Origin of the sequence: Bacteroides sp. MSB163, assembly GCF_036416795.1 — a bacterium.
GTDB lineage: Bacteria > Bacteroidota > Bacteroidia > Bacteroidales > Bacteroidaceae > Bacteroides > Bacteroides maternus.
This window is the reverse complement of the sequence record NZ_CP143867.1, coordinates 5,899,467-5,916,059: the sequence shown is the minus strand read 5'-3', so window position 1 is coordinate 5,916,059 and position 16,593 is coordinate 5,899,467. Positions and strand designations below refer to the sequence as shown.

The 16,593-nt window shown below is 45.6% G+C and carries 10 protein-coding genes; all 10 read left to right on the top strand.

The window, feature by feature from the left end; genetic code table 11:
• The 10 genes from VYM24_RS23255 (at position 1) to VYM24_RS23210 (ending at position 16,591) form a co-directional block, all read left to right on the top strand.
• Positions 1-2,148 (top strand): glycoside hydrolase family 31 protein, encoded by a 2,148-nt coding sequence (locus VYM24_RS23255; RefSeq protein ID WP_291549413.1) that lies wholly within the window; start codon positions 1-3, stop codon positions 2,146-2,148.
• Between the two features lie 7 nt (positions 2,149-2,155).
• Entirely contained in the window at positions 2,156-4,324 is a 2,169-nt protein-coding gene (locus VYM24_RS23250) for an alpha-galactosidase (RefSeq protein WP_330941026.1), read from the top strand.
• Between the two features lie 13 nt (positions 4,325-4,337).
• Positions 4,338-6,380, top strand: coding sequence for a glucosidase family protein (locus VYM24_RS23245; protein WP_330941025.1), 2,043 nt, complete (start codon positions 4,338-4,340; stop codon positions 6,378-6,380).
• Between the two features lie 238 nt (positions 6,381-6,618).
• A complete protein-coding gene (locus VYM24_RS23240; RefSeq protein WP_330941024.1) occupies positions 6,619-10,728 on the top strand; it encodes a two-component regulator propeller domain-containing protein in 4,110 nt (1,369 codons plus the stop codon).
• Between the two features lie 146 nt (positions 10,729-10,874).
• Positions 10,875-12,713 carry a YVTN family beta-propeller repeat-containing protein gene (locus VYM24_RS23235; protein ID WP_330942286.1) on the top strand — a complete coding sequence of 613 codons (1,839 nt, stop codon included), beginning with the start codon at positions 10,875-10,877 and terminating at the stop codon, positions 12,711-12,713.
• A 19-nt stretch (positions 12,714-12,732) separates the two neighbouring features.
• Positions 12,733-13,890: a chorismate transformation FkbO/Hyg5 family protein gene (locus VYM24_RS23230; RefSeq protein WP_330941023.1), complete on the top strand. Its 1,158-nt coding sequence runs from the start codon at positions 12,733-12,735 to the stop codon at positions 13,888-13,890.
• A gap of 33 nt (positions 13,891-13,923) precedes the next feature.
• Positions 13,924-14,604: a cupin domain-containing protein gene (locus VYM24_RS23225; protein ID WP_291549422.1), complete on the top strand. Its 681-nt coding sequence runs from the start codon at positions 13,924-13,926 to the stop codon at positions 14,602-14,604.
• Between the two features lie 23 nt (positions 14,605-14,627).
• On the top strand, positions 14,628-14,945 hold the full coding sequence (locus VYM24_RS23220; RefSeq protein ID WP_044263235.1) for a VOC family protein: 318 nt from the start codon (positions 14,628-14,630) through the stop codon (positions 14,943-14,945).
• Positions 14,946-14,965: 20 nt separating this feature from the next.
• Positions 14,966-15,973: a dihydroxyacetone kinase subunit DhaK gene (locus VYM24_RS23215; RefSeq protein ID WP_291549424.1), complete on the top strand. Its 1,008-nt coding sequence runs from the start codon at positions 14,966-14,968 to the stop codon at positions 15,971-15,973.
• A 3-nt stretch (positions 15,974-15,976) separates the two neighbouring features.
• On the top strand, positions 15,977-16,591 hold the full coding sequence (locus tag VYM24_RS23210) for a DAK2 domain-containing protein (protein WP_299089741.1): 615 nt from the start codon (positions 15,977-15,979) through the stop codon (positions 16,589-16,591).
• The last annotated feature ends 2 nt before the right edge of the window (positions 16,592-16,593 follow it).

Genomic DNA, 16,593 nt, shown 5'->3' with positions numbered 1-16,593 from the left:
ATGAAGAAGATTTTGATTGTAGGGGCAATGGCTTTGTTGATGCTATGTCCAGCTAAAGCACAGATAGCCTGGCAGCAAGTGGAGCCTGGCGTTTGGAAAGGTGTGGTAGGTACTCCTGAAGAGTATTCATTACTGGGAGTGGCCGGTGTCACACCGCAAAAGGAAGGTTTTGCCCGCTTACCGGAGGTGACATTACCCCAATTAGCGAATGAAATTGTGGGTTTCATACAGGATGGCAAAACAAGTCTCCGTATTCCTTTGCAACGCAAGGAACAGTTGTACGGCTTTGGACTGAACTTCCAGACGGTACACCAGCGTGGCAAGATTCTGAACCTGCATGTAGACCATTACGGTGGACGTGACAACGGACGCACACATGCTCCTGTTCCCTTTTATATTTCCAGTTCCGGCTATGGGGTACTGATCAATTCGGCACGTTATCTGACTGTGTATGCTGGTAGCGGCGCACGTAAGGATAGTCCGAATGCTCCGGTTGCCAAGGATCGTAATCTGGATAAGACCTGGACATCTGCTCCTTACTCGGATGCCGTTTCTATCTTGGTTCCTGCCCCGGGTGCAGAAATTTATCTGTTTGCCGGACCTACTCCTATGGATGTTGTCCGTCGTTATAACCTGCTCTGTGGAGGTGGTACATTGCCTCCGCGCTGGGGATTGGGCTTTACACAACGTACAAAGAAGCTCTATACAGCTGAAGACGTGAAGAACGAAGCGGATGAGTTTGAACAACGCGGTTTCCCGTTGGACTTCATCGGACTGGAACCGGGTTGGCAAAGCAAAGCGTATCCTTGTACCTTTGAGTGGGATGTTACCCGCTATCCTGATCCCGCCGGCTTTGTGAAAGATATGTTGGCTAAAGGAGTACGTATCAACTTATGGACAAACCCATACGTATCTCCCGATTCAAAGATATATAAGGAAATGTATCCGGTAAGCGGTTCACACACCGTATGGTGTGGTATAGTGCCCGACCTGGCAGGCGAGAAAGCCCGCAAAATCTGGATGGATAAGCTGGAACAGGAACACGTGAATATCGGTGTCAGCGGTTATAAAGTGGATGAAGTAGACGGATATGACCGTTATGTATGGCCGGATGTAGCTACTTTCCCCAGTGGAATTGCTGCCGAGCAGATGCGTCAGACTTATGGTTTGTGGGTACAACGCACTACTGCGGAATTGTACAAGAAGCGTAATCAACGTACCTTCGGATTGGTTCGCGCATCGAATGCCGGTGCTGCTTCCTTCCCCTATGTGATTTATAATGACTATTACAGTCATCAGGACTTTATTACTGCTTTGATTAATTCAGGTTTTAGTGGTGTATTGTGGACTCCGGAAGTACGTAGTTCCAGTTCATCGGAAGACTGGCTACGCCGTTTCCAGTCTGTAGTATTCTCACCGATGGCAATGATTAATGCCTGGGCAAGCGGTACGAAACCCTGGACATTCCCCGAAGTAGAGAATCAGATAAAAGAGTATGCTGTGCTGCGTATGCAGATGATGCCTTACTGGTATAGTGAATTCGCACGTTATCATTTCGATGGTATTCCTCCGTTCCGTGCCATGAATCTGGAACCGGGTTTCAATCCTGAACAAGGAACTACAGCGAAACTGTCGGATGCAAATCTGGAAGAGAATCCTTATCTGGAAGCTGTTTCCAAGGAAATTAAGGATCAGTATATGGCTGGTGAATATCTGTTGGTGGCTCCCATGTTCAAAGGCCAGAAAGAACGTACGGTGGTATTGCCTAAGGGAGACTGGTACGATTTCTATACAGGTAAATATGCGGGCAATGGCGAGAAGATTACTGTTACGCCGGGCTTGGACCGTATTCCGGTATATGTAAAGGATGGAGCTATCCTGCCATTTATGGAACCCCGCCTGCATGCGCCGAAAGCAGGAGAGAAGGTGAATCTGGAAATCCGCCATTATGGAAAAGCGGATGGTTCTTACCGTCTGTATGATGATGACGGAGAAACATTCGATTATGAGAAGGGTGCCTATTCTTGGCGTGATATCACTGTGACACGCGATAAGAAAGGCAAGCTGAAGGGTGCTATATCCAAAGCAGAAAAAGGTAAGCCGAACAGTATTGCCAATGTTACCTGGAAGTTTATGACAGAAGAATGATAAGATTATGAAGAATATATTGACGACCTGTTTATTTCTCTGCCTTCTCCTCACGGTGCATGCAGCGGACAATCCAAATGTGAAGAAACTCTTCACCGTTACATCCGGCGAACTGAAACTGACCTTTATGGTGGGTACGGACAATCGCCTTTACCAATTGGGTTTTGGAGATGCTACCCGTGAAGTAGAGCCTCCTGCTAAGATACCCTCACGTGAATGGGAGTTTCTTCCTCCTTATGGAAACGGTGTCCTGACAGAACCGGCTATTCAGGCAACTCATGTAGATGGAAATACATCTACGGAACTTCACTACGCCGGACATCGTACGGAAACCTTGGCGCCGGGTATCGAACAAACCGTTATTTTACTGAAAGACCCTGCCTATCCTTTCACCGTAGATATCTATATCAAGTGCTATGCAGACAATAGCATGATGGAGATATGGAATACCGTTACGCATAATGAGAAAGGTAAAGTCATTCTGCATCGTTTTGCTTCTGCTGCCCCAGTGGTAAAGGCAAAGGAATATTGGCTCACTCAATTCTCCGGTAACTATAAACGCGAAGCAACCCTCAATGAAGAACGGCTTTCGGAAGGAGTCAAGATTCTGGATTCCAAATTAGGCATCCGTGCGCATCAGATGCGTATTCCTTCTTTTATCCTCTCACTGAACGGACCGGCTAAAGAAAATGAAGGTGAAGTACTGGCTGCTTCTTTGCGTTGGAGCGGCAGTTTCCAGTTTGCTTTCGATGTAGACTGGAACAAGAACCTGCGTTTGCTGACCGGTATGAATCCTTTGGGCTCACAATACAATCTGGAGCGTGGTGGCACATTTACTACACCCGCCATTCTCTACACGTATAGTAAGCAGGGTAAGGGAGAAGCCAGCCGTCGTTTCCATCGTTGGGCTATGGCAAATGCCATCCGCGATGCAGAGAAAGACCGCCCTGTATTGTTGAACAACTGGGAAGCTACGCACTGCGATTTTGATGAAGACCGCCTGAAGCAACTCTTTGACGGTGCCCGCCAGGTGGGGGCTGAACTTTTCTTATTGGATGATGGCTGGTTCGGTAATGGCCCTTACTCCCGTGATGATGATAAGCATGGTCTGGGAGATTGGGACCCTTCTACCAAGAAGTTACCCAAAGGTCTGTCATATATTGCCAAAGAAGCATTGAAGCGTAAAGTTGGCTTCGGTATCTGGCTGGAACCCGAGATGGTGAATCCTCAGAGTGAACTTTATCAGAAACATCCGGATTGGATCATTACTCAACCCAAGCGTGAACCGATACTGGGTCGTCATCAGGAAATACTGGATCTTACCCGCCCCGAGGTACAGGCTTTTGAATGGGATATTATCGACAAAACCTTGCGGCCTAACCCGGATATCACTTATGTGAAGTGGGACTGTAACCGTTACATCACCCAACCCGGATCTTCTTATTTGCAGACTGCCGATCAGAGTCATCTCTGGATAGACTATAACTGGGCGCTTTACCGCCTGATGGATCGTTTTGCCAAAGGTTTCCCCAATGTGATGGCCATGCTTTGTGCCGGCGGATCGGGGCGTGTGGACTATGGCGCAATGCCCTATTTCCATTCTTTCTGGCCCAGTGACAACACAGATCCGTTGGGACGTATCAAGATACAATGGGGCTTCTCGCATTTCTTTCCTGCAAATACGATTTCCGCTCATGTCACCCGTATGGGTAAGCGTCATTTGAAGATGGCAATCGATGTGGCATTGAGCGGTGCGTTCGGAATAGACTTGGCATTGGATAAGGCTACGGCTGAAGAACGCGCGCAGATTGCCGATGCTGTGAAATTATATAAAGAACGCATCCGTCCGTTGGTGATGCATGGCGAGCTTTATCGCTTGGTTTCTCCCTATGAGTCCTCATTGGCTTCTTTGAGTTATGTTTCAACAGATAAACAAAAGGCAGTCGTTTACTTCTACCAGACTAAAGATGGCAATGAACCCCGGGTAATGCTTGGTGGGCTAGATGCCCATAAAAAATATCGTGTGGAGGAAGTAAGTCTGGCAAAGGGAGTAGCTTCCCGTTTCCCTGCCAATGGCAAGGTATTTACGGGAGCGGAACTGATGGAAAAAGGTCTGGAGAATCCATTGAATACCCAGTTTGAGAGTGCTGTATTGATATTAATAGCTAACAATTAAACACAATAACCTTATGAACTTGAGAAGAACTTTATTACTTTTCTCTTTCATCTTTGCTGGTTCGCTGGCCATTGCACAACCGAAAGATCGTTGGACTATTCAGGATAATGGAGCCATCCGCTGGAATATCAATGATAATATTCCACATGACGATCATCTGGAAATGAGTGGGCAACAACTTTCCGTTGTCCTTCGTTACGGTGTGGATGCACAAAAGCGTTTCCATCTGAACCGAAGTCTTGTTTTCCCTATGCTTCGCATGCATCCCAATAAGACACAGAACAATCTGAAGCAGCGTTTCGATGTGAATATTCCCGCTTTGGTGACGGTGGACGATCAAACCCTGATGAATGAAGAAGTACGCGACGTTACCTTTAATGGTATCATGCGTGTGGAAAGCAGTTTCAGCTATGTTTACCGGCGTAAGGAACTGAAAGATGCCGTACAGTTGACTCGTGTACTTTATCCATCCACCAACGCCGCGCGCTATTGTGAGGAATATACTTTCAAGAATAGCAGTCCGAATCAGATAACGTTGCGAGTGCCTGAGTGGAATGTAACATATACTACTCCTGAGGAAGCCGGTGTATATGGTGCATATTGCATTGAAGCCGCTCTTTCCAAAAGTGGTGTCTTTGTTTTGAAACCGGGAGAGACGCTTGAATTCTATGCAATCTTTTCCGGAAGGAAACTGGCGGATGCTCCGTCCGGACGAAACAGCGCCGGCCTTTCACATATCAACATCCTTAGCGAGCGTGCCGCGCGTGAAGCGCTTATCAGTCAGTGGTGGGGCAATCTGGTTTTGGAGACTCCTGATCCCGTACTCAATCGCATGTTTGCTTTCGCCAAACTGCGTGGTGCTGAAAGTATCTACCGTACGAAAGGCGGATTGATGCATGGTCCCGGTGGTGAAGCCTATTATGCGGCTGTCTGGGCTAACGACCAGGCAGAGTATATCAATCCTTTCTTCCCTTTCCTGGGTTATGAGATTGGTAATGAGTCCGCATTGAACTCTTTCCGCCACTTTGCCCGCTATATGAATCCGGAGTATAAACCTATTCCGAGTTCCATCATCTCCGAAGGTGTCAGCTTCTGGCATGGAGCCAAAGATAGGGGAGACGGTGCCATGATTGCTTATGGTGCCGCACGCTATGCGTTGGCTCGTGGAGATAAGGCGGAAGCGCGTGAACTGTGGCCTCTGATCGAATGGTGTCTGGAGTATTGTAACCGTAAATTAACTCCCGCCGGTGTGGTTGCATCGAATTCGGATGAATTGGAGAACCGCTTTCCGGCTGGTGATGCAAACCTCTGTACCTCTACGCTTTACTATGACGCTTTGCGTTCAGCCGTTATGCTGGGACGTGAATTGGGAGTATCGGCAAAGCAATTGAACACGTATCGTGATCAAGCGGATGCTTTAGAGAAAGCCATAGAAAAACATTTTGGTTACGAGATAGAAGGTTTCCACAGCTACCGCTATTATGAAGGTAATGATATCCTGCGTTCCTGGATTTGTATGCCTCTTGTTATGGGTATCTACACCCGTGCGCATGGCACTATTGATGCGCTCTTTTCGCCCCGCCTATGGACGGACGATGGGTTACTGACGCAAGCCGGTACCGAAACCTTCTGGGATCGTAGTACCCTCTATGCCCTGCGTGGCACCATTGCTGCCGGAGAAGTGGAGAAAGGTATGAACTTCCTCAAGAAGTATTCACATCGCCGTTTGTTGGGCGATCATGTGCCTTATGCCATTGAAGCGTGGCCCGAAGGAGATCAGCGTCATCTTTCTGCTGAAAGTGGATTGTATTGCCGTATCTATACTGAAGGCCTGTTCGGCATCCGGCCTACAGGATTGCGCAGTTTCGAGATGACACCCCGTTTGCCACAGGGGTGGGAGTATATGAACCTGAACCGTGTCCGTGCTTTCAATTCGGAGTTTGATATTCGTGTATCCCGTGCAGGAAAGAAGCTGCATGTAGAAGTCTTGAAAGGTGGCAAGCCCATATTAAGGAAGAATATAACGGAAGGTGTAGCAGTGAGGGTGAATCTATAATGCATGCAGGATAGATAAGTGCAGGAGGCATCTTATCATCAATGCCGATGATGCCTACCATCAATACGGATGATGCCTATCATCATCCGTATTGATGGTAGGCTCTGTCGTAACTTCTGATAGTATGTGTTTACCACTAACCCTTGCTCATCTTATTCTATTTCCGTACCTTTCTGCACTATATTCTATGTAATTTCTATGCTTTTCTTATTTTTGTGCAGTAAATATATCTATGCTGATGAAAAGGAAAATATTGTTGATGTTGTTAGTTTGCTCATTCTCAGTGTTGTATGTGTGGGCTGAACATTCTAAATATTCATTCTATTATAGCCAGAAACTGAATGAAGGGATTTCCCAACTCTCCGTGATGACCATTTGCCAGGATACCCGGGGATATCTTTGGCTAGGGACGCGTAATGGACTGAATCGTTATAATGGCAGTGAATATACTGTTTTTCGTCATCATCCGGGAGACTCCCTGAGTTTGGCAGACAATGAAGTCAATGAAATACGCGAAGATCATAGCAAGAATTTATGGATAGGTACCAGTCGCGGACTAAGCCGGATGTGTCTTCGCACCGAACGTATCCGCAATTATTTTAGTGTAGATGGACTCTCCAGTGCAAGTATCCTTTCTCTTTTGGTTGATAGTTCCGGCAAAGTATGGGTGGGTACCCGCAGTGGGCTTTGTTGTTATATTCCCGAACAAGACAACTTTAAAAGGGTGGAGTTTGTGGAAAATTTCAATACTTCCATCACTGCCTTGATGGAGGATAAGGCAGGTAATTTCTGGATAGGTACGGCAGTGAACGGAGTTTACCAGTGTAACAAACAGATGCAGGTGATTAATCACTATGACCGTCATGCCGGCTTACCGGATAATAGTATTTCCACTCTTTATGAAGATTCTTATCATCGCATCTGGGTAGGTTGTCAATTTGGCGGACTGAACCGCATTGATGTCCGTAACCATAAAATAACTTCTTATACATCTGCCAATAGTGGTCTGAAGAATAATTATGTCCGTTGCCTTGCCGAATGGGATGGAGAGATATTGATTGGTACTTTCGACGGTATTTATGCTTATGCACCGTTGAAAGACCAGATTTGTAAAGTGAGCAGTTATGACGAACCCGGACGTGGCTTGGGGCATTTTTCCATTTATTCTTTTTGCCGTGATCATACCGGTACGTTGTGGATTGGTACTTTTGCCGGTGGTGTCACTTGGCTGAGCTCGCTTACCGACCGCTTCATTCATCATACTCCGGGGAAGACGGTGAATCAGCAAACGGGAATCTATGGTACGGCTTGTGTCGATAAACAGAAAAACTTATGGATAGCTACTGAGGGGTATGGATTGCTGCAATATGAAATTTCGACAGGGGAAGGGCAGTTTTATCTGATTGATAAGGACAGTTATTCCGTACATAATTCGAATGTTATCAAAACAGTGTATGCTGAAGATGACTGTATCTGGTGTGGTACGGTATTGGGTGAGGTCTATCGTTTTGATCTTGCTACCCGGCGTTTCTCTTTATTCTATAAATATCCCATAGAACTTGCTGTTTATGGTATTGTGCGTGATGCAGACGGTAATTTATGGGTAGGAACTTCAAAAGCCGGATATGCACTGACTTGTTTTACTCCTTCCGGTGAGCGGAAAACTGAGTTTACCGGATCGAAGGGGGAAAAATTACACTTTTCTTCTGTTCGTTGCATGGAGGAAGAGAGTCCCGGTGTACTATTGATAGGTATGCGTTCGGCCGGTCTGTATCGTTATAATACTCATTCAGGTGAACTGACTGTATTTCGTACATCTCGACCGGAAAAGGAAATGCAAATTCCAAGTGACTACATATCTTCTATATTATCAACCAGATCCGGTGATGTATGGGTGTCTACTTATGGAGGCGGTATTTTTCAACTGGATAAACGCGGTGGTGTGCTTCGCCGGGTAACAGAAAAAGAAGGACTGATGGGAGGGGATATTTGTAAATTGCTGGAAGGAGCGGACGGAAATCTATGGATGAGCTCGTTGCAGGGAATTTCCTCTTATTCTCCGTCCACTGGGGAGATTAAAAACTTTCCATTCAATAATGGCATTCATTTGCGTGAGTTTACGTATCGGGGCGGGGTAGCCATGCCGGACGGTACATTATGCTTTACCGGTAATGATGGCTTTATCACTTTTTATACACCGGAGATACCGATGAATCGTTTTGTACCGCCAATCGTATTGGAGGACTTGCTGGTGAATAATCGTGTGGCGCGAGCAGATGATGGAACAGGAATCTTAAGTGGGTTGCTTAATGAAGCGAAGGTTATTAATTTGCAATACAATCAGAACAATTTGGCTATAGGATATAAAGCGTTGAATTTCATTAATCCGGAGATGAACCGGTATGCCTATAAGTTGGAAGGATATGATGAAGACTGGAATCATGTGGGAGAACGTAGTACGGCTTACTATACCAATCTGCGTCCGGGAACCTATCTTTTTCATGTCAAAGCTTGTAATAACGATGGGGTATGGAATGAGGAAGGAAAGACTTTGAGGATTGTTATTACCCCACCTTTATGGGCTACTTGGTATGCTTTCCTGATTTATGGACTATTGCTGATAGGAGTGTTTTACGCGATATTCCATTATTTTAATACCCGTCGCCGTTTGCGGGAAAGGTTGCAAATGGAGCAGAAGGAGAAACTGCAACAGGAAGAGTTCCATCAGGCGAAGATGCATCTGTTCACGAATTTTGCTCATGAGTTACGTACTCCCCTGATGCTGATCATCACTCCCTTTGAAGAACTGGTGAAGCGGATGGATGTGGCTATGGAACTGCGGGATAAACTGATGGTCATTTATAAAAATGCTCAACGGCTTCTTCTATTGGTTAATCAGTTGCTGGACTTGCAGAAAAATCAGAGTGGTACGATGGAATTGCAAGTCACGGAGAATAATGTATATGAGTTTGTTACGGAGATCTACTGTGCATTCAATCAGATAGCACAAACCAATGAAATTACTTTCACTCTGGATTGCCGGGACCGGGAGTTCCAGGCCTGGTATGATAAGATGCTGCTTGAAAAGGTCGTATTCAATTTACTGTCCAATGCATTCAAGTATACTCCTTCCGGCAAAGACATACGTATGTCAGTAGATTGTGTTTCTGCCGGGGAGTTAGAAGAATCGTATCGAAAGGAAGTGGCCCCTTCTGCCCTGTATATGATGTTGCAGGTTGTGGATGCCGGCTGTGGAATCCCACCGCAGGAACGGGATAAGGTGTTCACGCCTTTCTACCGGGTACCTGAAACGGCAGGGGTAAATGTACCGGGTACAGGTATCGGGCTTAGTCTGGTGTATTCCATTGTAAAGCTGCATAAGGGGGTGATACGTATTGAAGACCGGGAAGATGGGACGGAAGGAGCACGGTTCATTGTTTTGCTGCCTGTTTCCCGTGAAGCTTTCACAGAGGACGAAACGGATTCCATGCCTGTGGAAACGATTGGAGATACGGCATTTGCACAGCCGGTGGAGAAATCGCAAACATCTCCCATTGGAGAAATAGCACCCAAAAAGCCGGTGGTTCTCCTGGTGGAAGATGACAAAGACGTACGGGATTACCTGCATAAGTCTTTGGAGAATGACTATGAAATCATTGAAGCGGCAAACGGTATAAAAGGATATGATAAGGCAGTACAATTCTTCCCTGATTTAGTGTTGAGTGATATTATGATGCCTAAGCGGAATGGGCTTGAACTCTGCTCCATGATTAAGAATGATATCCGTATCGGACATATCCCGGTGATACTGATGACTGCACGCTCCATGGTGATGCATATAAGGGAAGGTTTTGAGGCAGGGGCGGATGATTACGTGATTAAGCCTTTCAGTATGGATGTGCTTCGGATACGTATTCAGAGCCTGTTGCAGTCGAGGGAACAATTAAAGAAACTGTATGGCAAACGCTTCTCGCCCGAAGTGGTGGGTGTAAGTACCACTTCGGCGGATGAACGCTTCTCACAGAAACTGTATGAGATTATTGAGAAGAATATATCTGACCAGAATCTGGGTATAGAGATGCTTTGTGACCAGATCGGCATCAGCCGCGCTAATCTTTATCGCAAAATCAAAGCTATATCCGAGCTTTCGCCCACGGAACTGATACGCAATAAGCGCCTGGAGGTGGCATTGCGCTATCTGAAGGAAACGAATATGAGCGTTTCGGAAGTGGCAACTTTGTTGGGATTCAACAGTCATTCCTACTTCTCCAATTCGTTTAAAGCGTTCTATGGGTTCACACCTACGGAGTTCGTACAGATGAACAGTGCGAACAAAGAGAAGATGTAAGATGAAAAATAAGATTTAAGGCGGAAAGGAGTTTCCGCCTTTTTTGTCTCAAACGATTCCCACTACCGTCTCAAAATACTCACTACATTTGTTTTGAGACATTATTGCAAGTCAATGATACACGATTGATAACCCTCAGACCAGTGATGCCCTATCTTTGTGATGTGAAAAACAAGCTTAATTCAATCACTATGAAGTATAAAAGTCGTAGCATCGCAAAGGTTATAGTGCCTGTGTTTTTAGTGGTATCTCTATTTGCATTTACTACTCATTCCACGGAGCAGCCGGAAGGAACTCCATTGTTTATAACGGGTATTACTCCTTATAAATCCGGAATGATCGTATCTCAGAAAGGTGTTCAGAAGGTTTCTATTTATTCATCAGATTATAAAGAACGCTTGCAAGAGTGGGAACTGGATGAAGTCCCTACCGGAGTTGCTACAGATGGAGATCAGATTTATGCAACGGTGGCAGGTGAACATAAGAATGGTGTTTATTTCCTGTCGGCTTCCAATCCTTCGGAAAAAGTCTTTGTGGAAACAGCATCCGGTGCTTGCGCTCCGTTGGTAAATGCGGGTAACGGCAAGTTATATATTTGCAACCAGTTTGCCGGCACAGTGTCAGAGTTGGATAAGAATGGAAAGAATGTGATAAGAACGGTGAAAGTATTGCGTGAACCGAAATCTGCTGTTTTTGATAAAGAAGGAAAACACTTGTTTGTTACCAATTTCCTACCTATGCAACGGGCGGATATAGATACTGTAGCTGCTTGCGTATCAGTGATTGATATGAATAGTTTCCGGAAGATAAAGGATATTCAACTGGCCAATGGAAGTAATGCCTTGCGTGGAATGTCGCTTTCTCCGGACGGGCGTTATTTGCTGGTTACTCATAATCTGGGTCGTTTTCAGGTTCCGACATCCCAGTTGCAACAGGGCTGGATGAATACCAGTGCCATCAGTATCGTTAATCTGGCTACTCTGAACTTTGAGGGTGCCGTGTTGCTGGATGAACCGGAACGGGGTGCGGCAGGTATATGGGATGTGAAGTGTACGGATGATAAGATTGTGGTCAGCCATTCCGGTACCCATGAGGTCAGTGTGATAGATTATCCCGCATTTATTCAGAAGTTTGAGCGGTATCCTCAAAAGGATGCTTTGGCATATGATTTACGCTTTTTATATGGTATGCGTAAACGTGTAGCGTTGGTAGGCAATGGACCGCGTTGTATGATGCTGAAGGACGGAATGGCTGTTGTTCCTACTTATTTCTCTGATACATTGAATATCGTGGACTTGAATACGGCAAATGTTCAGTCGGTTGCTATGGTGAAGAATCGTACGGAGAACAGAATACAGCGTGGTGAGAAATACTTCAATGATGCGGAACATTGTTTTCAGAACTGGCAGTCGTGCAATGGATGCCATCCGGGAGATGCGCGTATGGATGCTATGAATTGGGATTTGATGAATGATGGCATTGGTAATTCAAAAAACTGCAAGAGCCTGTTATTCTCCCATGTCACTCCACCGTGCATGATTTCCGGTATTCGCGCTCATGCCGAGATAGCTGTTCGTGCAGGATATAAGCTCATTCAGTTCAGTGATCTGCCGGAAGAGTTTGCAGAGTGTGTGGATGAGTATCTAATGTCATTGAAACCGGTTCCCAGCCCTTATTTGGTGAATGGTGAGCTTTCGGAGAAGGCTAAACGGGGGCGTAAGGTTTATGAAAAGTTTAATTGTGACGAATGTCATTCCGGTCCCTATTATACGGATATGAAGATGCACCGTATTGGTGAAGATATCGAGTTTGAGAATGGGTGGGATACGCCAACGCTGCGTGAAGTCTGGCGCACAGCTCCTTATCTTTTTGATGGACGTGCTGCTACCATGGAAGAAGTATTTACGGTGCACAAGCATGGTATTGAAAAGAAAATATCAGCTAAAGAAGCGGAAGAACTTGCCGAATATGTGAATTCACTTTAACAGGATAGGAAAGAAGACCATGATTACACACGAAAATATAGAGATTGTTCATCATTTCCTGCAAGTTGCTAAAGCTCCTTTTAAGGAAATGCTGATGCAATTATTGGCGGAATACAGAGCGGTTTATACACCGGTACGCATGGTGATATTCGATGCGCCGGTGGATAATGAAGAATATGTAGCCCGTTTTGCTTATATCAGAGAAGCTGTGAAAAAGCTTTTCAAGGGGAAAAAGCCTACTGTAAGTTATGTGGCACAGCCCCCCCAGACAATGGGATTGGTGATGGAGGTCCATGAAGTGCAGTTGACGGAACAGGATTGTGTTGAATATCGGATACAGGAGGATTTATCTTATATCACTATCGAAAGAGAAGGCTGCAAACGCTTGTTTCTAAGCGGTGTGACAGGGGATGTGTTGCATCAAAGTATTCGTGAGCAGTCTCATGAAGTATTCTTCAGGATAGCCAGGGTATTGGAGACAGAAGGTATGCCGGTTTCCTCAATCATACGTCAATGGAACTATATTGAAAAGATAACAGCCTGTGATGCAACCGGGCATCAGCATTATCAGGATTTCAATGATGCGCGTTCGCTATTCTATAATGGTGTGGAGTGGACTACCGGTTATCCGGCTGCTACCGGTATCGGGGCTCAGTGGGGGGGCATTATGATTGATGTGGATGCCTTACTCTGTAAAGATGGAAGTGTCCGGGTCCTTGGGGTGGATAATCCTTTGCAGATTGCCGCTCATGCTTACTCACAGAATGTATTATTGGGAGAAAAAGATGCTGCTCTTCCTCAAAAGACCACTCCGAAATTCGAACGTGCCAAGGCTGTATGGAAAGAGGATCATGGTTTCGTATATGTATCGGGCACAGCCGCTATTCGTGGTGAGCAGAGCCTGGAAGGCGTTGGTATTGAACGGCAAACTCTGACTACCTTAGAGAATATAGAATATCTGGTATCCCGTGATAACCTCAATCGTTCCGGTATTCCTGCTACGGAGAATGCTACCCTTATCACCTTCCGCGTGTACGTGAAGCGTTGGGAAGATATGGAAAAAGCAAAACTGGTAGTGACAGAACGATATCCCGATTTACCTGCCATCTATACTTTAACCGATGTGTGCCGTTCGGAACTACTGATAGAGATAGAAGGAATGGGAGTGCTTTGCTGAGGCTGATTATTAACCATTAAAATAGATAAATACATGAGATTAAAAAAAGTATTAACCTTGGCATTAATTGCCGCCTGCGGTATGGGATTCGTTTCTTGTACGGCAGAATCTAAAAAAACAGAACAAGTTATGACACAAGAAAAGGCAACGTATCAGAAGAAGTACACGAACGCTGACTTCTACAAAGACGGAAAGTTTGATCAGGAAGCTGCCAAGAAGGCATTCCTTGACATGTTTGAATTTTATGGTGTGCCTTACACTCCGCTGATGGAGAAAGATATCTGGTTTACAGATTTCGGTTTGGGTGACTTTGAGAATGTGGGTATGGGAGGCATTTTTTGGGTAAACGATCCTGAGTATGGCTACTTTGCACATGCTATTTATTTGTTGCCGGGACAGATGATTCCGGAACATGCCCATGTAAAAACGGCATTCCCGGCAAAACACGAGTCATGGATGGTAAATCACGGTTGGGTTTATAACTTCTCCGAAGTGGGAGAGGAGACTCCGAATGCTCCTGCGGTTCCGGCATCCCATGGTCCTATCAAGAGCAAGAATTTTGTGAAGCAGAATGTGGGTGATGTTCTCCGTCTGAAAGAGCTGGGTACTTTCCACTTTATGATGGCCGGTCCTGAGGGAGCCATTGTAGATGAGTGGGCATGTTACCATGATAACGATGGTCTGCGTTTCACTAATGGACAGGCGGCTTTGTAAATCATTCAATAATTAAGAATACCATGAGAAAGATTAATCATTTTGGAATACCGACCACTACACCGCAACCGGGTGAGATATATGTGGAAGGATTAAAAGTATGGCTGACTAACTTTAATGAAAGCCCCAATAAGATAGAATACTTGCGTTTCGAAGAAGGCAGCTGGATGCCTGAATTGATTCAGAAAGTAGCGCATATCGCTTACGAAGTCGATGATCTGGCAGCCGAATTGGAAGGTGCAAAAGTATTAGTTGAACCGATGCCGGGCGGAGAGAATCTGACAATTGCTTTCATTGAAGAAGAGGGTATTGCTTTGGAGTTAATGCAGTTTGATAAATAATCAATTAGTAGAAAGAAACTATGATGAATAAATTCATAAATGATCCGGATAATCTGACAGCTGAATTGCTGGAAGGATATGTAATGGCTTATAGTAACCAGGTAGCCATCGGCGGAGAAAACATTATTGTGCGTGCACATGCGAAAGCTGAAGATAAAGTAGCTGTGATCACTTTGGGTGGTTCCGGTCATGAACCCGCATTAAGCGGTTTCGTGGGGGACGGAATGTTGGACTGCTCTGTAGTCGGTGATATTTTTGCTGCTCCGGGTGCGCAACGCTTGTTTCAGGCTTTGCAGATGTTCAAACGTGAGGCTGGTATCTTGCTTGTGGTGTTGAATCACTCTGGCGATATCATGAGTGCAAACATGGCATGTCAGTTGGCTGAACGTACAGGCATTAAGGTAAAGACTATTCTGACACACGATGATATCAGTGCAGGACTGGATGCACCGGATGAAGATCGTCGTGGTCTGGCAGGTTGTGTCCCTTTGATTAAAATCGTTGGAGCTGCCGCTGAAGAAGGTAAGTCGTTGGACGAGATTATTGAAATAGGTGAACGCTTCAATACACGCTTGGCTACGTTGGCAGTGGCAATGAAATCCTGTACCCATCCGCAAAACGGTATGACCATCTCCGACCTTCCGGACGGTGAAATTGAAATCGGTATGGGGCAGCATGGAGAAGGTGGAGGCGGTCGCAAGCAACTGGTTTCTGCCGATGAAACAGCCGAAGAAATGATTGGTTTGCTGATGAAGAAGCTACAGCCGAAAGCCGGTAACAAGGCTCTGTTAATTATTAACGGTGTAGGGGCAACTACGCACATGGAGATGAATATCGTTTATCGCAAAGCTCATCAGGTGTTGGAAAATGCCGGTATCGAAGTGGCTGCCGCCCGTATCGGTGAGTTGTTGACTGTTCAGGAACAAGCTGGTTTCCAAATGATTCTTGGTTTGCTGGATGACGATCATATAGATTATCTGAATAATAAAATGTCTAATGCTCCTTATTGGACCACTATCGGTAAGTAAGAGATGGATAAACTGACTATAGATGATTTCAAGAAGATGCTTCGTAATGCGTTGGTGTGCATTACGGAGCGCTCCGATGAATTTTCAAAACTGGATGCGGTATTGGGAGATGGCGACCATGGAACAGCTATCGTTCAATCCATGTCCGCTCTTGTTGCTACGGCTGATAAGGGCACTGAATTTAAGTCGATGCTGAATGATATGAGTTTTAACCTGATGCTTGAAATCAGCGGTTCGACCAGTACCTTACTGGGGGGATTCTTCCTGGGAATGAGCGACCATGCGGAAGGTACCGAACTGGATGTGGCAGGTGTAAAAGCTATGTTTGCAGGTGGACTTGAAGGTGTGAGAAAACAAACAAAAGCAAAACTGGGAGATAAAACAATGATGGATGCCCTGATACCGGCGGTGGAAGCCATTCATGCTTGTGATTCTGCTGATGTGAAGGCTATTCTGACAGCGGGTGCCGAAGCAGCTGTGAAAGGTGCTGAAGCTACCAAAGAAATGAAGGCAAACTTCGGACGTGCCCGTAATTATGGCGAACGCTCTATCGGGTACGCGGATTCTGGAGCTTCATCCTGGTCGTGCATGTTTGATGCGTTTGCAAAAGCTTTATAATA

Excerpts from the sequence above, each read along its gene's own strand:
- VYM24_RS23255 (WP_291549413.1), top strand. The coding sequence starts at position 1 with ATGAAGAAGATTTTGATTGTAGGGGCAATGGCTTTGTTGATGCTATGT.
- VYM24_RS23250 (WP_330941026.1), top strand. The coding sequence starts at position 2,156 with ATGAAGAATATATTGACGACCTGTTTATTTCTCTGCCTTCTCCTCACG.
- VYM24_RS23245 (WP_330941025.1), top strand. The coding sequence starts at position 4,338 with ATGAACTTGAGAAGAACTTTATTACTTTTCTCTTTCATCTTTGCTGGT.
- VYM24_RS23240 (WP_330941024.1), top strand. The coding sequence starts at position 6,619 with ATGAAAAGGAAAATATTGTTGATGTTGTTAGTTTGCTCATTCTCAGTG.
- VYM24_RS23235 (WP_330942286.1), top strand. The coding sequence starts at position 10,875 with ATGCCCTATCTTTGTGATGTGAAAAACAAGCTTAATTCAATCACTATG.
- VYM24_RS23230 (WP_330941023.1), top strand. The coding sequence starts at position 12,733 with ATGATTACACACGAAAATATAGAGATTGTTCATCATTTCCTGCAAGTT.
- VYM24_RS23225 (WP_291549422.1), top strand. The coding sequence starts at position 13,924 with ATGAGATTAAAAAAAGTATTAACCTTGGCATTAATTGCCGCCTGCGGT.
- VYM24_RS23220 (WP_044263235.1), top strand. The coding sequence starts at position 14,628 with ATGAGAAAGATTAATCATTTTGGAATACCGACCACTACACCGCAACCG.
- VYM24_RS23215 (WP_291549424.1), top strand. The coding sequence starts at position 14,966 with ATGATGAATAAATTCATAAATGATCCGGATAATCTGACAGCTGAATTG.
- VYM24_RS23210 (WP_299089741.1), top strand. The coding sequence starts at position 15,977 with ATGGATAAACTGACTATAGATGATTTCAAGAAGATGCTTCGTAATGCG.